The organism is Variovorax boronicumulans, from assembly GCF_030812215.1.
Classification (GTDB): Bacteria; Pseudomonadota; Gammaproteobacteria; order Burkholderiales; family Burkholderiaceae_C; genus Variovorax; species Variovorax boronicumulans_C.
The window spans coordinates 1,186,734-1,207,547 of the sequence record NZ_JAUSSG010000001.1; the positions used below are offsets into that span (position 1 = coordinate 1,186,734).

At 68.2% G+C, this 20,814-nt stretch carries 15 protein-coding genes; 4 read left to right on the forward strand and 11 right to left on the reverse strand.

The features are described 5' to 3' along the window. Positions 1-11: 11 nt before the first annotated feature. The 5 genes from J2W23_RS05600 to pdxR form a co-directional block, all read right to left on the reverse strand. Complete coding sequence (locus J2W23_RS05600) at positions 12-2,192, reverse strand: TonB-dependent receptor (RefSeq protein ID WP_307647956.1); 2,181 nt, start codon at positions 2,190-2,192, stop codon at positions 12-14. 122 nt (positions 2,193-2,314) lie between these two features. Further along, the gene (locus J2W23_RS05605) at positions 2,315-2,671 is read right to left on the reverse strand and encodes a DUF2946 family protein (protein WP_307647957.1); all 357 of its coding nucleotides are present in this window, start codon (positions 2,669-2,671) and stop codon (positions 2,315-2,317) included. A gap of 44 nt (positions 2,672-2,715) precedes the next feature. Then, entirely contained in the window at positions 2,716-3,036 is a 321-nt protein-coding gene (gene sugE, locus J2W23_RS05610; protein WP_176658845.1) for a quaternary ammonium compound efflux SMR transporter SugE, read from the reverse strand. A gap of 5 nt (positions 3,037-3,041) precedes the next feature. Continuing rightward, positions 3,042-3,503 (reverse strand): carboxymuconolactone decarboxylase family protein, encoded by a 462-nt coding sequence (locus tag J2W23_RS05615; protein WP_307647958.1) that lies wholly within the window; start codon positions 3,501-3,503, stop codon positions 3,042-3,044. 109 nt (positions 3,504-3,612) lie between these two features. Next, the gene (pdxR, locus tag J2W23_RS05620; protein ID WP_307647959.1) at positions 3,613-5,034 is read right to left on the reverse strand and encodes a MocR-like pyridoxine biosynthesis transcription factor PdxR; all 1,422 of its coding nucleotides are present in this window, start codon (positions 5,032-5,034) and stop codon (positions 3,613-3,615) included. 151 nt (positions 5,035-5,185) lie between these two features. Here pdxR and J2W23_RS05625 point away from each other — a divergent pair, with 151 nt between their 5' ends. Next, positions 5,186-5,338: a hypothetical protein gene (locus J2W23_RS05625; RefSeq protein ID WP_307647960.1), complete on the forward strand. Its 153-nt coding sequence runs from the start codon at positions 5,186-5,188 to the stop codon at positions 5,336-5,338. Here J2W23_RS05625 and J2W23_RS05630 read toward each other — a convergent pair. The 3 genes from J2W23_RS05630 to polA form a co-directional block, all read right to left on the reverse strand. Beyond that, positions 5,335-6,237, reverse strand: a complete 903-nt coding sequence (locus tag J2W23_RS05630; protein ID WP_176658849.1) for a LysR family transcriptional regulator — start codon at positions 6,235-6,237, stop codon at positions 5,335-5,337. The genes J2W23_RS05625 and J2W23_RS05630 overlap by 4 nt on opposite strands. Before the next feature lie 133 nt (positions 6,238-6,370). Further along, positions 6,371-7,645, reverse strand: coding sequence for a M20/M25/M40 family metallo-hydrolase (locus J2W23_RS05635; protein WP_307647961.1), 1,275 nt, complete (start codon positions 7,643-7,645; stop codon positions 6,371-6,373). Positions 7,646-7,674: 29 nt separating this feature from the next. Then, a complete protein-coding gene (polA, locus tag J2W23_RS05640; protein WP_307647962.1) occupies positions 7,675-10,491 on the reverse strand; it encodes a DNA polymerase I in 2,817 nt (938 codons plus the stop codon). Positions 10,492-10,588: 97 nt separating this feature from the next. Here polA and J2W23_RS05645 point away from each other — a divergent pair, with 97 nt between their 5' ends. The 3 genes from J2W23_RS05645 to J2W23_RS05655 are packed head-to-tail and all read left to right on the forward strand — an operon-like array spanning position 10,589 to position 12,912. Beyond that, positions 10,589-10,954, forward strand: coding sequence for a hypothetical protein (locus J2W23_RS05645; protein WP_307647963.1), 366 nt, complete (start codon positions 10,589-10,591; stop codon positions 10,952-10,954). 55 nt (positions 10,955-11,009) lie between these two features. Continuing rightward, positions 11,010-12,059, forward strand: a complete 1,050-nt coding sequence (locus tag J2W23_RS05650; protein ID WP_176658853.1) for a homoserine kinase — start codon at positions 11,010-11,012, stop codon at positions 12,057-12,059. 10 nt (positions 12,060-12,069) lie between these two features. Then, positions 12,070-12,912, forward strand: a complete 843-nt coding sequence (locus J2W23_RS05655; RefSeq protein WP_176658854.1) for a BPSS1780 family membrane protein — start codon at positions 12,070-12,072, stop codon at positions 12,910-12,912. A gap of 6 nt (positions 12,913-12,918) precedes the next feature. Here the strand turns inward: J2W23_RS05655 and J2W23_RS05660 are convergent, their stop codons facing one another. The 3 genes from J2W23_RS05660 to J2W23_RS05670 all read right to left on the reverse strand — a co-directional run bounded on the left by J2W23_RS05660 (position 12,919) and on the right by J2W23_RS05670 (position 20,792). Further along, a complete protein-coding gene (locus J2W23_RS05660; protein WP_307647964.1) occupies positions 12,919-14,406 on the reverse strand; it encodes a DUF3999 domain-containing protein in 1,488 nt (495 codons plus the stop codon). Then, on the reverse strand, positions 14,403-18,242 hold the full coding sequence (locus J2W23_RS05665) for a DUF2339 domain-containing protein (protein WP_307647965.1): 3,840 nt from the start codon (positions 18,240-18,242) through the stop codon (positions 14,403-14,405). Before J2W23_RS05665 ends, J2W23_RS05660 begins: the two co-directional genes overlap by 4 nt. 108 nt (positions 18,243-18,350) lie before the next feature. Continuing rightward, the gene (locus J2W23_RS05670) at positions 18,351-20,792 is read right to left on the reverse strand and encodes a UvrD-helicase domain-containing protein (protein WP_307647966.1); all 2,442 of its coding nucleotides are present in this window, start codon (positions 20,790-20,792) and stop codon (positions 18,351-18,353) included. Positions 20,793-20,814: the final 22 nt, after the last annotated feature.

The window sequence follows — 20,814 nt, forward strand, 5'->3', positions numbered from 1 at the left end:
CTGTCCCCGAATCAGAACGCCACGCGCAGCGAGACGTCCGCCGTGCGCGGCGCACCGAGGTAGGCGAAGGTGCTGCCGACGTTCACGGCGTGGATGCGGTCCGTCGCGTTGCGGATGCGGCCGACCACGGTGACGGTGTTGCTCACCTTCCAGCTCAGCCCGAGGTCGAGCAGCGTGTAGCCCGGCCAGCTCGCGGTGTTCGCCGCATCGGCGTACACCTTGCCCACGTGCCGCACGCCCGCGCTGGCCGTGAGGCGCGGCGTGAACGCGTACGACACCCAGAGGTTCGCGACCACGGCCGGCGTGTTGGTCGGCGTGCGGCCCGCGAGCGACACGCCGCCCTGCGTGAAGCGTTCGTAGCGCGCATCGACATACGTGAGGTTGCCCTGCAGCGACCATTGCCGCGTCGGCTGCAGGCCCACCGCCAGCTCCACGCCCTTGGACGACTGCTCGCCGACGAGCACGGTGAGCGTGCTGTTGTTCGGGTCCTGCGACGCGATGTTCTTGCGGCGGATGCCGTAGGCCGCGAGCGTGGCCGTGCCCTTGCCCTGCCAGAAATCGAGCTTGGTGCCGATTTCCACCTGCCGGCCGGTGGTGAGCTCGCTGTTGTTGCGCACGTCGGCGAACGACGCGGTGGAGAGCACACCCGAGGGCGGATCGGCCGCCGTGGCGTACTGCGCATACAGGCTCGCGCCCGGCGCCACATCCCACACCAGCCCGATGCGACCGGTCGTGGGCTTGTAGCCGCGATGGAAGGTGGTGGGGTTGGCCGCATCCACCGTGCGACGGTTCACCAGGTCCAGGTCGATGCGCTCGTGGCGCAGCGCCGTGATCAGGTGCAGCGCAGGCATCAGGGCCGTGCGGTTCTCCAGGTAGAGCGCGGTGGTCCGCACCTTGTTGTCGCGGTCGGGCCGGAAGCCGGGCACCATGCCCTTCACTTCGAAGAAGCGCTCGACGGTGAAGGCATACGGGTTCACCGTGCTCACCGTGCCGGTCAGGCTGTTGGGAAAGCGCGTCTGCCGGTTCACGCTGAAGTCCAGCCCGAAGGACCAGTCGCTCTTCAGCTCGCCGAGCCGCCCCTTGTAGAGCCCCTCGATGCGGTTGCCCCACACGTCCTGGTCGTGCCGCTGCAGAAACGCGCCGGAGCGGATCACCGCGGTGTTGCCCGGGTTGTAGCGGTAGCTCTCGACGTTGCGGTAGTCGCGCAGCGCGTCGTAGGCATAGAAGGTGTTCTTCAGCTGCAGCGCATCGGTGGCCTGCCATTCGGTGACCGAGCGCAACCACTGCACGCGCTGCGCATAAAGGCCGTCGCTGCTGTTGAAGTTCTTGAAGCGGATGCCGGGGTCGATGCGCATCGTGCCGGCCACCGGGTTGAGCACCGGTGTGCCCCAGTAGGGCCGGTCGACGCTCTCGTCCTGGAACTCGTAGGCCAGCGTGTGCCTGAGGCCGCCGCCAAGGTCCGAGAGCAGCGAGGCCGCAAGCTGCGTCGACCGGCTGCCGGTGCCGTCGGTCCAGCCGTTGGCATCGCGGTGGTTCACGTCGATGCGCGCGTAGTGGCTGCCCGCGCCGCCGTCGCCGGCCACGCGGCGGTTCAGCCCGAAGGAGGCTTCCTGCAGGTGCTGCGTGCCCAGGCGCAGCCGCGCCTCGGCGAAGTCGCTGCGCTCGGGCGTCTTGGTGATGTAGTTGATCGAGCCGCCCAGCGCGCCCGAGCCGAACAGGAAGCTCGACGGCCCGCCGATGGCCTCGACGCGGTCGTAGATCCAGCTGTCCACCGGCCGTGCAGCAATCGAATACTGCACGTTGATGCCGTTGAAAAGCTGGCCGATCGAGTTGGCGCCGAAGCCGCGGTAGCTCACGCCGATGTTGCCGGGCGCATCGTGTGCGGTCACGCCGGGAATGGCGCGCAGGATCTCCTGCGTGTTCTGCGCGCCGCGCGCATCGATGACCGAGCGGTTCACCACGGTGACCGAGGCCGGCGTCTCGCGCGGCGTGAGGCCCAGGCGGCTCGCGGTGTCGGCGGGGGTGTCGAGGTCGAGCCGGCCGTTGGGGCTGGGCGCGTCGTCGGTCACTTCGACCTGCGGCAGGGACCGTGCTGCCGCATCGGCTTCTTGTGCGACCGCGAGACCGGGCGCGCAGGCGGCGCCGAACAAGGCCGCGAGCCCCAGCGTGGGGGCGGAAGGAATACGGGACATGGAATCTCTCTGGCGGCGGCGCGCGCAAGCCCGACAGGGGCGACAACGCTGCGCCGGCCGCGGAACGACCGAAGGCCCACCGCGCGCCCGAAGGCCACGTCAGGTGGAGGAAGTGCGGGAGTTCAGGAGAGTGCGGGCGGCCCGCGCGCCGGCAGCGGCGAGGCCGTGGCTGCCGCGATGCGGGCAGCGGGAATCGATTGCAGCGCGCGGCCCAAAGGCAACGGCGTGGGCAGCGCCACCTGCGCGGCGGGAGGCGGCGGCGCGGAGACCATGCACAGCGGACAGTCCATCGCCGCCATGCCCATCTCGGTGGGGCCATCGTCACCCTGCACGATGAGCTTGACGCTGCCGGTGGCGGAGCACACCAGCTCCATCGCCTGCGGGTTCACGAGGGGCGACGCCCCCGCGACCAGCAGCGAGGCCATGAACCATGCCAGCGCCAGGCGGCGCAGGAAGCAGAGGGTTCGAAGGACGTGCATGGCGGCGGATTATGGCGCGGGCCGATGCCCGCTCCTTCGCTTCGTCAGTCGGCCGTGACCAGCTTCAGCCCGATCACACCCGCCAGGATGAGCGCGATGCACAAGAGCCGCATCGGCGCGGCGGAGTCGCCCAGCACCACCATGCCCACGATCGCGCTGCCAGCCGCGCCGATGCCGGTCCACACCGCGTAGCCCGTGCCCATCGGCAGCGTGCGCATCGACAGGGCCAGAAGCACCACGCTCGACAAGCCGGCACCGACCGTGAACAGCGCGGGCACCAGCCGTGTGAAGCCTTCGGACGATTTCATCGCGAAGGCGAAGACGATCTCGAGAAGCCCGGCGATGCCGAGCAGGGTCCATGCCATGGCGCTCAGGCCTCGGCAGCGGCCGTGGCTGCAGGCGTCGAGCGGAAGGTGACGCCGAAGCGGTTGAAGGCGTTCATCAGGCTGATCGCATAGGTGAGATCCGCCAGTTCCTTGTCGCCGAATTCGGCGGTGGCGGCTTCGTAGTCGGTATCGGGCACGCCCGTCTCGGCGACGCGCGTCACGGTTTCCGCCCAGGCGAGCGCCGCGCGCTCGCGGGCACTGAACACCGCGCCCGCGTCGTGCCACACCGGCACCAGCACCAGCTTGTCGACCGCGAGGCCGGACTTCAGCAGATCGCGCGAATGCATGTCGATGCAGTAGGCGCAGCCGTTGATCTGCGACACCCGCAGGTAGACCAGATCGACCAGTTGCTTGGGCAGGCCGCTCTTCTGGACGGTGACGTACACCCCGCCGAAGGCCTTGTAGACGTCGGGCGAAATCCTGGCGTAGTCGATGCGATTGCTCATGAGGAATCCTTGTATGTTTGCTGATTGGGAAGGACTCCATCGTCGGAGATCTTGGTCCAGTTCAGAAGAGCCAAGAATGGCATTCGGTTCTAGACCATGATTCCTCGGATCACATCAGGGACAGGATGCGCTTTCCCAGCTTCTCGGCCGTGGCCCGCGAATCGATGTTCGTGAAGTTGACGAGCAATGCCGAGGCGCCCTTCCCGCGCTGCGTCCATTCCGACAGCGCCTCCGCGAACAGGCCCTCCTCCCGCATGCGCAGCATGAGCTTGCGGTCCGACTGGCGGCCGGAAAGCCGCAGGATGAGGTGCATGCCGCCGGGCAGCGCGTCGATGCGCACGCGCTTGCCCAGCACGTTTGCCAGGCCCGCGCTGGTCGCCTCGCGGCGTTCGGCGTAGAGCTTGCGCATGCGCTGGATGTGGCGCGCGAAGTGGCCCTCCTTGATGAAGGCCGTGACGATGGACTGCGTGAGTTCGGGGCTGCCGCCCGCGAAGGTCTGGATGATCTGCTCGAAGCGCTCGACCTGCGCTTGCGGCACCACGAGGTACGCCAGCCGAAGGCTCGGAAAAAGCACCTTGCTGAAGGTGCCCGCATAGAGCACGCGCCCGTCGCGGTCCAGGCTCTTGAGCGCAGGCAGGGGGCGGCTCACATAGCGGTACTCGCCGTCATAGTCGTCCTCCACGATCCATGCGTTGTTCCGCCCCGCCCAGTCGAGCAGCGCGAGGCGCCGCTGCAAGGACAGGGAGACACCCAGCGGGCTCTGGTGCGCCGGCGTGACCACGGCCATGCGCGCACGCGGCGCCGAGCGGACGCCTTCGGCAACGACCATGCCGTCTGCGTCGACCGGCACCGGAACGGAGGCGATCTGCATGTGCGCGAGCAATTCGCGCGTGGGCGGATAGCCCGGGTCTTCGAGCCAGACGCGGTCGCCCGCCTTCAGCAAGGCGAGCCCGATCAGCTCGATGGAGTGACGGTATCCCGAGGTCACGAACACTTGCGACGCAGCGCAATGGATCCCGCGCGAGACCTGCAGGTAGGCGGCGATTTCCGCGCGCAATGCGGGCTGTCCGTAGACGGAGGGATGCGTCATGTCCGACGGCTGCATCGCCCGCGCGCACCGCGCGCCGAGGCGGGCCCATATCTTTCGGGGAAATTCGTCCAGCGCGGGCAAGCCCATCTGGAACGGAAGGATCGAATAGGGACGAAAGCCGATCGAGGAAGTCCCGTTGTCGATCACGGGCGACGGGATGGCCACGGGCGTGCGCGGCTTGAGGCCCGGCGTGACGATGGTGCCGGCCTGGCCGCGAGCCTGGATGTAGCCCTCGGCGGCCAGCAGGGAATACGCGGTGTCGATGGTGCCCCGGGCCAGGCCCAGCTCCTTGGTCAGCGCGCGCGCCGAGGGAATCCGGTCGCCGGGCTTGAGCAACCCGCCGGCGATGGCGCTGCGGAACCGCTCGTAGATCTGCCGGTAGTAAGGCTCGGCCGCGCCGGGGTCCAGGGGCGAGAGGTTGCTGGTCTTCCCGGCGGTCATGAAGGGCCTTCTTTCTCGGCCCGCTCGGGATGAACGCGCCGTGGTGGTGACGGCAAATTATGGATCAGTGCCAATCTTCATTCATGGATCTATGGCATAGGCCATGCGCTTCCTAGACTTCCGCTTTCACAAGAATCTGGAAGTGGTCGCAATGACGGTCATCCTGGCCCAGATCGGTTTGAAGGACCTGCACTTCTTCTCGGTTCAGGGAACGGGCCTCGGGCCGGAGATCCTGGAGAAATCGAGGCTGCGCGCCGACGAGGCGCTTCAGGCGTACTTCCCGTTGCGGACCCAAAGTATCTAAAGCACTTCCTGGATCGCCTGCTGCATGCAGCGCGTGATGCCGCGCACCGCCACCGAATCGGGCCGGCCGGTGAAGCGCAGCGCGCGCACCGGCACCGGGATGTGCGGCTCGAGCGTGAGCACATCGACCTTTTCGCGATCCGCGGAACGCGCGGTGCAGCCGTCGACCAGCGCCACGCCGAGGCCGTGATGCGCCATGGCCAGCGCCGCGTGGTAGGTCTGCACCGTCACCACGGCCTGCTGGAAGCCGACGCCAGCCTGTCGGCAGGCCTGGCTGAGACTCGTGCCGACCGGGTCGCGGCTGTCCAGGCCGATCACCGGGCGATCGACCAGGTCGTGCAGCGCCACCGAACCGTTGCGCACCAGCGCGCGCGGCAGCAAGCCCTTGGGCGCGATGCACACCATGCGGCTGTCGGCCAGCGTCTCCTGCGTGAGCGAGGGATGCACCACGGGGCTGAAGGCGAAGCCCACGTCGGCTTCCTGCAGCAGCAGCGCCGACATGATCTGCGGCGAATGCAGCGACTCGACGGTGATCGCGTAGCCCGGATGCTTTTCGCGGAAGGCCTTGAGCGCGCGCGGCAATATCTCATAGCTCAGCGCGAGCACGCTCAGGATGCGCAGCTCGCCCGTGTCGCTGCCGGCCTTGAGGTTGGCGGCCAGCCGCTGCACTTCGTCGAGCTGCGCGAACAGGCGTTCGATGTGCGGGTACAGCGTGAGGGCCTCGGTGGTCGGCGAGAGCCGCCCCTTCGCGCGCTGGAACAGCGGAAAGCCCAGCTGCAGTTCCGCGTGCTGCAAGGTGCGGCTCACCGCCGGCTGCGTGATGTTGATGAGCCGCGCCGCAGCGCTCACGCTGCCGGTCAGCATGATCGCGTTGAAGACCTCGATGTGGCGCAGCCGCATGACGATCAATCAGTGACAGCGGGTCATGCTCCCTTCCGGGAACACCGTGGAGCCGGCTTTGCCGGGCCACTGGTGTTGCCCCCGGAAGGGGTTGGCGAAAGCGACACGAAGTGCGCGAAGCCTGGGGATGAGCTCATTTTCCGCGCGAAATGTCCATCACCATGCGCGTGGCGAGATACAGGCGCGGCTCGATGGAATCGATCAGCACGTATTCGGCATCGGCCGAGTGCGCGCCAAAGCCCTGCAGGCCGAAGCGCTCGACAACGGGCGCCTTGGTCTTGAGCGAGGCGAAGGCGGCATCGGTGCCGCCACCGGCGGCCTTGTCGTCGGCGCCCAGCGGACGGCCAAGCTCGTCCTTGTAGATCGCCTGCGCATGCTTGGCGAACGCGATCGAGGCGGCGGTGGCCTCGAGCGGCGGGCGGCGGCGCTCGAACTTCAGCTCGACCTTGGCCTCGGGAATCAGCTGCTTCTTCACGCGCTCGTTGACCTGCTGCTCGATGCGGTCGTAGTCGGCCACCTTGAGCACGCGCACGTCGGCGCTCGCTGTGGCCGATGCCGGGATCACGTTGCGGTTGGTGCCCGACTTGGAAATGGTCCAGTTCATCTTCAGGCCCGTAGCCGGGTCGGAGAGGTCTCGCATCTGCAGGATCTGGTGCGAGAGTTCGTACAGCGCATTCACACCCAGCTCGGGTGCCGAGCCCGCATGCGAGGCCTTGCCGGTGACGTTCAGCGTGACCGAGGCGATGCCCGCGGTGGCCAGCGAAAGCTTGTCGTCCTTGATGGAGGCGCCCTCGAACGACATCACCGCATCGTGCTCGCCGCCCAGCCGCGTGATGAGCGCGCGCGCGCCCGGCGAGCTGATTTCCTCGTCGCCGTTGATCAGCACGGTGAGCGTGCCGTATTCCTTGAACTTCAGCGCCTGCAGCATCGCCACCGTGTGGGTGATGACCGCCACGCCCTGCTTGTCGTCGGCGATGCCCAGGCCGTAGGCCTTGTCGCCCTCGATGCGGAACGGCTGCCGGTTGAGCATGCCCACGGTGTAGACCGTATCCATGTGCGCAATGAGCATGATCTTCTTCGTGCCCATGCCCTTGAAGGTGGCGCGCACGACGCGACCGATTTTTTCGGGCGTGTCGTCCATGCGGTAGGCCTCGGCGCTCGGATCGATCAGCTCGACCTCGCCGCCCAGCGCCTTGAACTTCGCGGCGATGAGGTCGGAGATCTTTTCGAGGCCTTCGAGGTCGCGGCTGCCCGATTCGATGGAGACCAGCTCCTTGAGCGTGTCGAGCAGCGCGGGCTTTTCTTTCGCGGCGAGCGAAGCGATGCGGGCATCGGGCGCTGCGAAGGCGGTGCCGAGGAAGGCGGCGCAGACGGCGGCAAGCAGGAATTTGCGGGGCTGGATTTTCATGGGTGCGATTCTTCTTGGGTCTTGTCTATTCAGTGAGCCTTGTCCCAGTTGGGACCGATGCCGATCTCGGCGAGCAGCGGCACCTTGAGCGCCGCCACGCCGGCCATCAGGCGCGGGATTTCGGTGCGCACCCATTCGACTTCGGCCTCGGGCACTTCGAACACCAGTTCGTCGTGCACCTGCATGATCATCCGGGTGGCGCGCTTCTCTTCGTCAAGCACGTTCTGTACCTTGACCATGCTCAGCTTGATGAGGTCTGCCGCCGTGCCCTGCATCGGCGCGTTGATGGCCGCGCGCTCGGCGCCGCCGCGGCGCGGGCCGTTGGGCGAGTTGATCTCGGGCAGGTAGAGGCGCCGGCCGAACACGGTCTCGACATAGCCTTGTTCCTTGGCAAGCGCCTTGGTCTCGTCCATGTACGCCTTCACGCCCGGGTAGCGCGCGAAGTAGCGTTCGATGTAGGAGGCCGCGGCCTTGGTCTCGATGCCCAGGTTCTTCGCCAGGCCGAAGCTGCTCATGCCGTAGATGAGCCCGAAGTTGATGACCTTCGCATAGCGGCGCTGCTCGCTCGACACCTGGTCGGGCGTGGAGCCGAACACTTCGGCGGCGGTCGCGCGGTGCACGTCGATGCCTTCGGTGAAGGCGCGCAGCAGCGACTCGTCGCCGCTGATGTGGGCCATGATGCGCAGCTCGATCTGCGAGTAGTCGGCGCTGGCGATCACGCTGCCCGCCGGCGCCACGAAGGCCTCGCGCACGCGGCGGCCTTCGGGCGTGCGGATCGGGATGTTCTGCAGGTTCGGGTCGTTGCTGCTGAGGCGCCCCGTGACAGCCACGGCCTGCGCATAGTGCGTGTGCACGCGCCCGGTGCGCGGGTTGGCCAACTGGCCGAGCTTGTCGGTGTAGGTGCCCTTGAGTTTCGACAGGCCGCGGTGCTCGAGGATCTTGGCGGGAAGCGGATAGTCTTCCGCCAGTTTCTCCAGCACTTCTTCGTCGGTGCTGGGCGCGCCGCTCGGCGTTTTCTTGACCACCGGCAGCCCCAGCTTGGTGAAGAAGATCTCGCCGATCTGCTTGGGCGAACCGAGGTTGAAGGGCTGGCCCGCGATCTCGTAGGCCTCCTGCTCCAGCGCCATGATGCGCGTGCCGAGTTCGTGGCTTTGCGCGGCGAGCGTGGCGCTGTCGATCATCACGCCGTTGCGTTCGACACGGTAAAGCGCCTCGCTCGAATCCATCTCGAGCTGGTAGACGAAGCGCAGCTTCTCGTCGGCTTCGAGCTGGGGCCACAGCGTGCGGTGCACGTCCAGGGTCTGGTCGCTGTCCTCGCACGAATATTCGGCGGCCTTGGCGATGTCGACCTGGCTGAAGGAAATCTGGTGCGCGCCCTTGCCGCACAGGTCTTCGTAGGAGATGCCGCTGCGGCCCAGGTGGCGCTCGGCCAGGGACGCGAGGCCGTGCGGCTTGTGCACTTCGAGCACATAGCTCTGCAGCATGGTGTCGTGCGCGTAGCCCTGCACCTCGATGCCGTGGTTGGCGAACACATGGCGGTCGTACTTGATGTGCTGGCCGAGCTTTTTCTTGTCGGGGTTCTCGAGCCAGGGCTTCAGCTTGGCGAGTACCTCGTCGATGGGCAGTTGCGCGGGCGCGTCGGGGTAGTTGTGCGTGAGCGGAATGTAGGCCGCCTCGCCGGGCTCGACGCTGAAGCTCACGCCGACGATCTGCGCGACCATTTCGTCCAGCGAGGTGGTCTCGGTGTCGATCGCTGCAAGCTCGGCGGCCTCGAGCCTTGCGAGCCAGCTGTCGAACTGCTCCCAGGTGGTGATGGTGTCGTACTTGAGGTTGCTCGCGGGCGCGGCGGCATCGAGCGCGCTCAGGTCCGAAGGCTCGTCGAACAGGCCGCCCTGGTCGGTGTTGGCGGCCTTGGCAGACTTCTTCTTGGCGTTTTCCTCGATCAACTCGGGCGGAACTGCCTGCGCTTCGAGCGACTTGACGAGGCTCTTGAAGCCGAACTTCTCGTAGAAGGGCTTGAGTTCCTCGGTCTGCGGTGCGCCGACCGGCAGGCCTTCGAGCGACGGCAGGCCTGTGACGTGGCCGTCGAGGTCGCAATCGGTGCGGATCGTCACCAGACGCTTGCTCAGCGGCAGCTTGTCGATGGCGCCACGGAGGTTTTCGCCGGCGGCGCCCTTCACTTCCGCAGCGCGTTCGACCAGCGCGTCGAGCGAGCCGTATTCGAGCAGCCACTTGGCAGCAGTCTTGGGGCCGACCTTGGGTACGCCGGGCACGTTGTCGACCGAATCCCCCACCAGCGTCTGGTAGTCGACCATGAGGTTCGGCGGCACGCCGAACTCGGCCGTCACGCCGGCGACGTCGCGCTTCTTGCCATTCATCGTGTCGATGATGGTGATGTGCTCGTCGACCAGCTGGCTCAGGTCCTTGTCGCCGCTGGAGACGATCACCTCGATGCCCTGCCCGGCGGCAATCTTGGCGAGCGTGCCGATCACGTCGTCGGCCTCCACGTCGGGCACGCTGAGCACCGGCCAGCCCAGCAGTTTCACCACTTCGTGGATGGGGTCGATCTGGCTGCGCAGGTCGTCGGGCATCGGCGAGCGGTTGGCCTTGTATTCGGGGTACCAGTCGTCGCGGAAGGTCTTGCCAGGCGCATCGAAGATGCAGGCCGCGTAATCGGCGCGCACCTCACGGCGCAGCGCCGTCATCATGTTGATCATTCCCCGGATGGCGCCGGTGGCCGGACTCTTCGGGTCGCCGGGCACGGCGCGCAGGTCGGGCATGGCGTGGAAGGCTCGGTAGAGATAGCTCGAGCCATCGACGAGCAGCAGCGTTTTCTTGTCGGTCATCGGGCCATTTTGCCGTGCCCGGACCGGCGCACAGAACCACGGCGCCATGCGCTGCGCACCGACACCCCTGGAGCGGGTGCGCGCCTACAATGAAGGCATGCCTAGCTCCACACTCCTGATTGCCCGCCGCATCCTGCTGGCGCTGGCCTTTGCAGCCCCCTTCGCCGCCGCGCAGGCGCAGTCCGCGCCCGCTGCCACCCCGGCTCCGGCGGAGCCGCTACAAAATCAGGAGCGGGCCGACGGCCGCCGCAACCAGAAGATCGAGCACATCCACACGGAAGACAGCGGCGCCTCGGTCGATGAAGTCCGCTACGGCGGCCGCACCCAGAGCATCAACGTCAAGCCGAAGTCGAACATGCCGGGCTACGAGGTGCTGCCCAACGACGCAGGCACCGCCCGCGGCTCGAACGACGCGAATTCCGGTGGCAGCGGTGCACGCGTCTGGAACGTGATGAAGTTCTGACCGTGCCGCCGTCGTTCCAGTCCCCCGCATTCCCGGCTCGTCGCTGAGCACCCCCATGGCAGTTTTTACCGAAGTCGAGTTCGGCGAGGCAGACGCGCTCGTCCAGCGTCTGGGCATGGGCGCATTGCGCGACCTGCGCGGCATCGAGGGCGGCATCGAGAACACCAACTACTTCGCGACCACCGAGTCCGGCGAGTTCGTGCTCACGCTGTTCGAGCGCCTCCATGCCGAGCAGTTGCCCTACTACCTTTGCCTCATGAAGCACTTGGCGGCCCGCGGCCTCCCGGTGCCGGAACCCGTGGCCGACCCGGCCGTGGAAGCCCCCAAGGGCCACGCACTGACGGTTCCCGCCAATGCGCCCTGCGAGCTTCTGCACGTCGTGGCGGGCAAGCCGGCTGCGCTGGTGCAGCGCCTGTCGGGCCATAGCGAGCTCGCCCCGACCGCGGCGCACTGCGCCGAGCTGGGCGAGATGCTGGCACGCATGCACATCGCCGCGCGCGACTTCCCGCGCATCCAGCCGAACCTGCGCGGCCTCGCATGGTGGAACGAGACCGTTCCGGTGGTGCTGCCCTACATCGACGAGCCGCAGGCCGCGCTCTTGCGCGCAGAGCTCGCCTACCAGAACCACATCGCCGAATCGTCGGCCTACGCGGCGCTGCCGCGCGGGCCGGTGCATGCCGACATGTTCCGCGACAACGTGATGTTCGCGACCGACGGCGAGCCCGGCTCGGCACCTCGCCTGACCGGCGTGTTCGACTTCTACTTCGCCGGCACCGACACCTGGCTCTTCGACCTCTCGGTGTGCCTGAACGACTGGGCCATCGACCTCGCCACCGGCGTGCACGATGCCGCGCGTGCCGACGCCCTGCTCTCCGCCTACGAGACCGTGCGCCCGCTGAACGCCTCCGAACGCGCCCTGCTGCCTGCGATGCTGCGCGCCGCGGCGCTGCGCTTCTGGATCTCGCGCCTGTGGGATTTCCACCTGCCGCGCGAGGCCAGCATGCTCAAGCCCCACGACCCCACGCACTTCGAGCGCGTGCTGCGCTGGCGCGCCACCCATCCGCATGCCATGGCGCAGGCTCTCGAGCCGCTCATGGCCGCATGATCCGGACCCCATGAAACTCAACCTCGTGCCGGCGCGAACCGGCGCCGCCTGGGTCCGCTCCGGACTCAAAACCTTCTGGCGACAGCCGCTCGCCTTCATCTCGCTGTTCTTCCTGTTCATGGCGGCGATCTCGATGGTGTCGGTGCTGCCGCTCATCGGCAGCGTGATCGCGCCGGTGCTGCTGCCCTTCATGACACTGGGCCTGATGGTGGCGACCTCGGTGGCGCACGAGGACGGCAACCCCGACGGCCTCAGCCGTGCGACCCGCCCCGGCGATCTGCAGCGGCCCACGGGCTCCGCGATGTTCGTCGAGGTGTTCGGTGCCATGCGCGCCGAATGGCGCTCGCTGGTGGTGCTGGGCGCGATCTCGGCGGTGTATTTCGTGTTCGCGGTGATGGTCACCGCGCTGGTCGACGGCGGGCAGCTCATGCGTGCCTACCTGCTCGACGACGCGATCTCGCCCGAGGTGATGGCCAGCAGCGATTTCCAGCTGGCCCGCGTGCTCCTGATGTGCCTGAACCTGCCGCTGTCGCTGGCCATGTGGCACGCGCCGGCGCTGGTGCACTGGCACCGCGTGGAGCCGGTCAAGAGCATCTTCTTCAGCATCGTCGCGCTGTTCCGCAACTTCAGCGCCTACGCGTTGTTCGTGCTCGCGTGGTTCGGCGTGTTCCTGCTGGCCGGGATCGCGATGGGCCTGGTCGCCACCGTGCTGGTGGGCGTCGGCGCGCTGGGCGCGGGCGGCGCTGCCGTGGCGGTCGGAAACATCCTGATGATCGGCACGGCGCTGGTGCTGGCGGCCATGTCGCTGAGCTCGACCTGGTTCACCTTCCGCGACAGCTTCGATCCGAACTGACCCCGGTCAGCCGTTCGCAGCCCTGTCCTTGCGCAGGCTCGCGAACAGCGACCACGCCATGCCTGCAAGCAACAGCAGGCCGACCCCCAGCGCACCCCAGAGCCACCATTTGCGCGACGGATCGTTCGGCGCCGCCTCGGGAACGGGCGCAAGCGCGGCAGCGGCGACGGCAGCCTCCACCGCCGCCACAGGCAGGGTGACAGAAGCGTCGTCCGCCACGACGGGCTTGTCCGCGGCGTAGCCCGGGATCAGCGTCGACAACGCGAGCGGCGCGCCCGGCACCGTGCCTTGAACCGCGCCCTTGTCCGGTGCCGCGCTCCATGCCAGCGAGAACGGCGCGCCACCCTGTGCAAGAAACACCAGCATGCGCGGCGTGGCGCCCACCGCAATCGTCGGCGGCGTCGCGCCGAGCACGCTCACCGGGCCTGAAGTACGCAGCCTGAGGCGCGAATACACAGCGCCGTCGAGCGCCAGCACCGGCGAACGCGCTTCGCCGCCCGCCTGCGCGAGGCGATACACCACCGTGTCGAGCAGCGGCGCCTCGCCCGGGCCAGTGGGCAACGGGGTCGTTCGACGCTGCGGGTGCCGCAACGCGTAGAGCGGGTTGCGCGGCACGAATTGCGGCGGCGTCGCCGATGCCGGCGCGGCATCGAGCAGGCCCGACACGCCGACCTGCGCCAGCGTGTTGATGTCGGGCAGGTCGATGCGCAAGCTCTGCACCGGCAAGCCGCGCGGCAGAACGTAGTCGCAGTAGTCCTCGGCGCAACGCTCCGGCTTCAGCGCGCCGGACCATTCGATCGGCGCCACCGGCTCGATCTCCTGCACGCTGTCGATCTCCACCTTGGCGAGCGGCGCGCCCTGTTGCGGATCGCTCCAGCGCAGGCGCAGGAAGCGCGTGCGCAGGTTGCCCAATTCAACCGCCATGCGCTCGATGGCCTGGCCGCCGTGGGCGAGGCGCACCAGTTGCTCTTCGCCGCCCACTGGACGCCACTGCCGGAGGTCGTCGCTGGCCTCCAGCCGGAAGGCGAACAGGCCGCGCGCATCGGGCGCGACCTCGAAGCGCGCCTGCAACAGGCTGCCTTTGACCTGGCTCACGTCGATGAGCCACTGCGTCGCATCGTTCGGCTTGGCGGTAGCCTTGTTGTCCAGCGCCAGCGAGCCGTCGGGTCGCACGGTGAACGCAAGCGCGGTGTCGCCTGTCGCGGCATTGCCGGGCAGCGCGAAGATCGGCACCGCCTGCGAAGCCGTGCGCGGCGCGGCGGCTTCGTTGCGCAGCCAGGCATAGGGCACCGCGTGCCCGGCCGCATTGCGGACCCGCAGGTCGCCGAGATCGCCATAGGCGGCACGGCCGTAGATGGCGAGCGGCAGCGTGAGCCGGTGGTACGGCCCGGCACCCTGCAGCGCGATGGGGGCGGAAGTGACCGGCTGCGCCTGTGCCACGCCTGCCGCGGCTGTCAGCGCGGCGAGAACCACGCGAATCGAACGACCGCTCATGTCGCACCTCCTTCGGCCGGCGCCGTTTTCGGCTCCGCCACTTCCTTCTTCGGCGGCACCGGCGCGAAGTACCCCACCAGCAACAGCAAGGCTCCGACGGCAATGAACGACACGATGCGGAACAGCCCGCCGCGGTCCGCCAGTTCGACGAAGAACAGCTTCAGCACCACCACGCCGAGCAGCGCGGCACCCGCGATCCACAACGTCCGCACCCGGCGTCCGTGGCCGAGCACCATCGCGACCACGCCGCAGATCGCCCAGGTGATCGACAGCGCCGCCTGCGTGAGCCACGAGGCGTAGAGCGCATCGAAGCGCCATTCCACGCCCGCGTAGTGATGGCAGGTGCGCAGCACCATGCCGGTCAGCAGCGCGAGGCCGGTGAAGCCGGCCGCGCCCTTGGCGACCATCGGCTGCACGCGCGCGAACGAGCCCGGCGGCAGCGCGCGCCACCAGAGCACCATCGCGAACAGCACGAGCCATTGCGCGAGTTCGAGCGGGTTGAGCAGCGGCACATACGGCAACGGCGCCGCATCGCCGGGGCTCACCGCGTTGGTGACCCAGACCCATGCGAACAGATACACCGCCACCGGCGTTGCGGCGAACTCCAGGTAGGCGCTGCGGTATTCATCGAGCGGCCAGCGCTGCAGCAGCACGCGAGAGCGCAGCGCCCACAGCACCAGCGCCGGCACGATGGCCCAGCCCAGCAGTTGCCAACTCGACCACTCGGCGGCGATGCGGCCGAACAGCCACTGGCATTCGCGTGCCGCGAGCAGCAGGAACAGCCAGAAGCCCGCGACATGGAATGGCGTCAGCGCCGAGACGTCGACCCAGCGTTTTTGCGTGCGCAGCAGGCGCAGGTGCCACACGAGCGCCAGCGGCCACGCGATCCAGCCGAGCGCGCTCGACGGCACGTAGAACAGCGTCGGCCCGCCTGCAATGCCATAGGCGGCGATCAAGCCGAAGCCCGGCAGCGTGGCCAGGGTCGCCCGGCCGAGCTGCGGCCAGTCGCGCCGGTGCGCCACGAGCGCCGACAGCACGGACGTCAGGAGCACGACCGCCATCGCGACCGCGGGCACGTGGCTCGCCAGCGCATGGAGGTTCAGCACCCGGACGCTCTCGTCCAGCGCGCCGAACAGCCACCAGAACAGGCCCCAGACCACCGGCGTCCACAGCACCGCGGGAAGGGCACACCAGGCATTGACCCAGCGCTTGCGCGCCACGCCAGCGGGCTCGCCCGCGCGCGGGCGCGCTTCGTCGCGCAGCCAGTCGCCGGCCAGCAGCGCAGTGAGGCCCATCACCACCGGCGTCCAGAAACCAAGATGTCCGAAAGCGGGACGCAGCACGCGCATGTCGCCGCCCATTTCCGCCAGCATGACGAAAAGAATCGCCGAGACCGCATGCAGCCCGCCCGCGAACGCCGCGAGCGGCAGGTGCGCCATGCGCAGCGCCACCCACAGCACGACGGTGGCGGTCAGCGGCCACAGCAGCGCGGCCTGGCCGAAGCTGATCTGGAACAGCATCGCGAGATGCAGCAGGCCCACGCCCGCGATCACGCCCACCACATTGCCGATCGACCACTCGGGCTGCACGCCGCGCGCCAGTGCCGCACGATGCGCCTGCAGCATCGACCAGGCGGCGCTGCCGAGCACGCTGAGCGCGATCAGGCAGGCGGCCGCGGCGCCCTGCCAGCCGCTTTCGAGCGCCTGCCCGGCATCGAGGCCATCGCCTGTGCGGTGCAGCGTGGCAATGAAGCCCGCCACCGCCAGCGCCTGCATGCCGAAGCTCACGTAGGTGAGTGGCAGCAGCGCGAAGCGCACGGCGACCGCGAAGGTGACCGATGCGAGCACGGCCGTCGCCGCCGCGGCCCAGGGCGGCGTGAACCACTGCCACGGGAGCAGCGTGAGCGCGGCCATGCCGAGCCACGGCAAGGCGCTGCCGACGATGGCTTCGAGGCCGTTGCCGTCATCGAGCTTGGCGCGGCGGTGCATGGCCCACATCGCGAAGGCGCTCGCCGCCACCAGCAGCGGGCCGATCACCGAGCCTTGCAGCAGCGGATGCCCCGCCGCCCCGTCGAGTTGCGTGGCTTCGAGCAGTTTCCACACCGCGCCGGCGAACACCAGGAACGAGAAGGCCCGCGCATAGACACGCCCTTGCCGCGCGCCCAGCCAGTACATGCCGGCCGCTTCGACCGCCCATGCCGCGCCGGTCCACCGCCCCTCGAGGCCGAGCGGAATGGCGAGCGTGCCGAAGATCACACCGACGATGGCATAGGCCTCCGCCAGCAGCGCCAGGCCCTTGGGCTGCGTGGCGAACACCAGCCGGCCCATCACGAGATAGAAGGCCGCGAGCACCATCGCCGAGAAGGCGGCGCCGTGTTCCCACGGGCGCATCAGCAGGTACTGCATGCCGAAGGCGACCATCGGCGTGCCGAACACCAGCGAACTGTCGACCCGGCCGGCGCGGCGCAAGGTGTCGAGCGCGCGCGTGGCCAGCGGCTGCGCAGGCTGCACCGGCGCATCGAACAACGTGCGGCGCGCGAAGAACAAGCCAATGTCTGTGAAGAGAAGGAAGAACACGACGAGGAACGGCTGCACGATGCCGTACTGGTCGTCGCTGTAGTACTTGTGCGCCCAGCCGGCCGCGAGGGTGAAGGTGCCCACGAAGCCGATCAGGTTGAGCACGCGCCAGGCCTTGAACCAGGCGATCAGCACGATGCCCACGTCGAGCACCAAGAGGTAGGTGAAGAGGCCGACCGGCTGGTTGGAGCCGGTCGATGCCAGCACCGGTGCCGCGAAGCCTTCGAGCGCCGCGACGATCGCGAGCAAAGGCGCGTTCTGGAGCACCGCGAGCGCGGCACTGAGCACCGCCACGCCGAAGAGGAACGCGAAGCCCACGCTGGCCGGCAGCAGTCCGCTCAGCTTCATGGCCGCGAGTGTCGTGAGATAGAAGACGCCGATGCCCGCGCCCTGCAATATCAGCGCATAGCCCGCGCGCTTGTGGCGCAACAGCCAGCCCAGCACCAGCAGGCCCGCGCCGACCAAGGCGACCGCGGCATAGCGCAGTTCGATCGGCACCGTGACGCGTTCGGCCGTGTAGCGCAGCAGGAAGGCCAGGCCGAGAAACAGGATCAGCACGCCGAGCTTGACCAGCATGTTGCCGCCGAAGATCAGATTGGCGATCGGTGCGGGCAGGTGGTCGCGCAACGGAACCGGTGGCGGCGGCGGCGGAGGGGGTGGCCGGCGAACCAGCGGCGGCACGGCGACCGGCGCAGGGGCAGTGACGGTTTCCGGCGGACGTGGCGCGGCGGGTTTGTCGACAACGGGAATGGCGGATGCGGCCGGTGCTTCCGCAGCGGGCTCCTTGGCAACGACGACGGGCCGCGAAACCTGCATGGTCGAGATGCGGGGCCGCACCATTTCGTTGGCGCGTGCGGTCGCTGGTTGGCCCAGCGGCAATGAAGGCGACTCCGCAACCGGCGTGCTGGCCATGGAGGTGGCGAGATCGGCGACCGGCGCAGCAGCCGCTGGGGCGGCGGCCGCGTCGCCCACGCCCTGCGCGAGCCGGCGCTCGAGCTGGCTGACGCGCTCCTCGAGTTCGGTCACCCGCTGCTGCAGCTTCAGCACGCCGCCTGCGGGTGCGGTCGCGGCCGGCGTGCCGACAGCGCGGCCATCCGCCAGGCCGCCTTCAGCCTCGGTGCGCTGCGGCGCGTCCTTTTTCTTCTTGCCGAACAGCTGCGAGAACGCGTACGCGCCGACGAGTGCGAGAACCAGCGCCACCGGCACCGATTCGAACAGCGCCCCAATGAACAGGCCGGCCATCATGCCTATGAACCACATCCCTGACTCCCCGTGTTTTGGCGAGTCCGGAGTGTACGGCTGATCCCGGCTGAAACCGCTGTGGCGCCCGCCCGGCCTATGCTGTTAGCTATAGGTTTAGTAGCAGCATCAAACCGGCGTGAGCTTGGCCACCGACAGCGCCAGCCACTTCACGCCGTGGCGGGTGAACTTGACCTGCGCTCGCGCGTCGTCGCCCGTTCCTTCGAGGGCCAGCACCGTGCCTTCGCCGAACTTGTTGTGGAACACCTGCATGCCCGAGCGCAGGCCATGCGAGGGCGCGGCCTTCTGCGGCGGCACCGGCGGACTCGCGAAGGTGTCCTTGCTGCCGCCGTAGCCACCACTTCCGCCGCCATAACCGCTGCTTCCGCCGCCATAGCTGCCACTGCCGCCGCGCGTGCTCGCGTAGCCGCCGCCATAGCCGAAGGCCGAGGGCGTGAAGCCCTGGTTCTTGGGCGTGAGCCACTTGAGCGCGCCTTCGGGCAGCTCGTCGAAGAAGCGGCTCTTGACGTTGTAGCGGGTCTGCCCGTGCAGCATGCGCGTCTGCGAATGGCTCAGGTACAGGCGCTTGCGGGCGCGCGTGATCGCCACGTACATCAGGCGGCGCTCTTCCTCCAGGCTCTCGAAATCGCTCATCGAGTTCTCGTGCGGGAACAGGCCCTCTTCCATGCCGGTGATGAACACGCAGTCGAACTCCAGGCCCTTGGCGGCATGCACGGTCATGAGCTGCACCGCGTCCTGGCCGGCCTGCGCCTGGTTGTCGCCCGATTCGAGCGCGGCGTGCGTGAGGAACGCGGCCAGCGGGCTCAGCGTTTCGCCGGTCTCGGCGTCGGGGGCGAGCGGCTCGTCGAGCACCGGGCGGCTCGGATCGACCCCCTGGCTCGCGGGCGACTGGCGCAGTTCGTCAACCGGCAGCGCCACGGCATCGCGGCCGAAGCCTTCCTGCGTGACGAAGCTCTCGGCCGCGTTCACCAGTTCGTCCAGATTCTCCAGGCGGTCCGCGCCTTCGCGGTCGGCCTTGTAGTGTTCGACGAGGCCGCTGTGGTCGAGCACCAGCTCGATGATCTCGCGCAGGCTCACGCCCTGGGTCTGCTCGCGCAGCACGTCGATCTTGGCGACGAAGCCCGTGAGGTTCGCACCCGCCTTGCCGCCGACCACGCTGACCGCGTCGTGCAACGAACGCCCGGCCGCACGCGCCGCGTCCTGCAGGGTTTCGAGCGTGCGCGCGCCGATGCCACGCGGCGGGAAGTTGACGACGCGCAGGAAGCTCGTGTCGTCGTCCTTGTTCTCGAGCAAGCGCAGGTAGGCCAGCGCGTGCTTGATTTCGGCGCGCTCGAAGAAGCGCAGGCCGCCATACACGCGGTACGGCACCGAGGCATTGAAGAGCGCCGTTTCGATCACCCGGCTCTGCGCGTTGCTGCGGTAGAGCACGGCCATCTCCTTGCGGTCGAAGCCGTCGCGCACGAGCTGGCGCATTTCCTCGACCATCCACTGCGCCTCGGCGAGGTCGGTCGGCGACTCGTACACCCGCACCGGTTCGCCGGGGCCCTGGTCGGTGCGCAGGTTCTTGCCCAGGCGCTTCTTGTTGTGGCTGATGAGCTCGTTGGCGGAGTCGAGGATGTTGCTGTAGCTGCGGTAGTTCTGCTCCAGCTTGATCTGGTGCTGCACGTCGAACTCGCGCACGAAGTCGACCATGTTGCCCACGCGCGCACCGCGGAAGGCGTAGATGCTCTGGTCGTCGTCGCCCACGGCGATCACGCTGTTGTTCGGGTTCGGGGTGAACTGGCCGCCGACGGTGTTGCCCGAGAGCATCTTGATCCACGCGTACTGCAGGCGGTTGGTGTCCTGGAACTCGTCGATCAGGATGTGGCGAAAGCGCCGCTGGTAGTGCTCGCGCACCGGATCGTTGTCGCGCAGCAGTTCGTAGCTGCGCAGCATGAGCTCGCCGAAATCGACCACGCCTTCGCGTTGGCACTGCTCCTCGTAGAGCTGGTAGAGCTCGACCTTCTTGCGGTCGTCGTCGCTGCGGATTTCCACGTCCTTCGGGCGCAGGCCGTCCTCCTTGGCCCCGGCGATGAACCACTGGGTCTGCTTGGCGGGGAAACGCTCGTCGTCGACATTGAACTGCTTCATCAGGCGCTTGATGGCAGAGAGCTGGTCTTGCGTGTCGAGGATCTGGAAGGTCGAAGGCAGGTTCGCGAGTTTCCAGTGCGCGCGCAGCAGGCGGTTGCACAGGCCGTGGAAGGTGCCGATCCACATGCCGCGCACGTTGACCGGCAGGATCGCCGTCAGCCGCGTCATCATTTCCTTGGCAGCCTTGTTCGTGAAGGTCACGGCGAGGATGCCGCCGGCGGAGACCTGCCCGGTCTGGAGCAGCCAGGCGATGCGGGTGGTGAGCACCCGCGTCTTGCCGGAACCAGCGCCCGCGAGGATGAGCGCATTGCCCTGGGGCAAGGTGACCGCGGCGAGCTGTTCCGCGTTCAGGTTGTGCAGCAGCGGCAGGTCCGAAGGATTCGGGGAGTGGGCGTCAGCCGCAGGATCGTTAAACAACATCCACCGATTGTAGAAACCACCG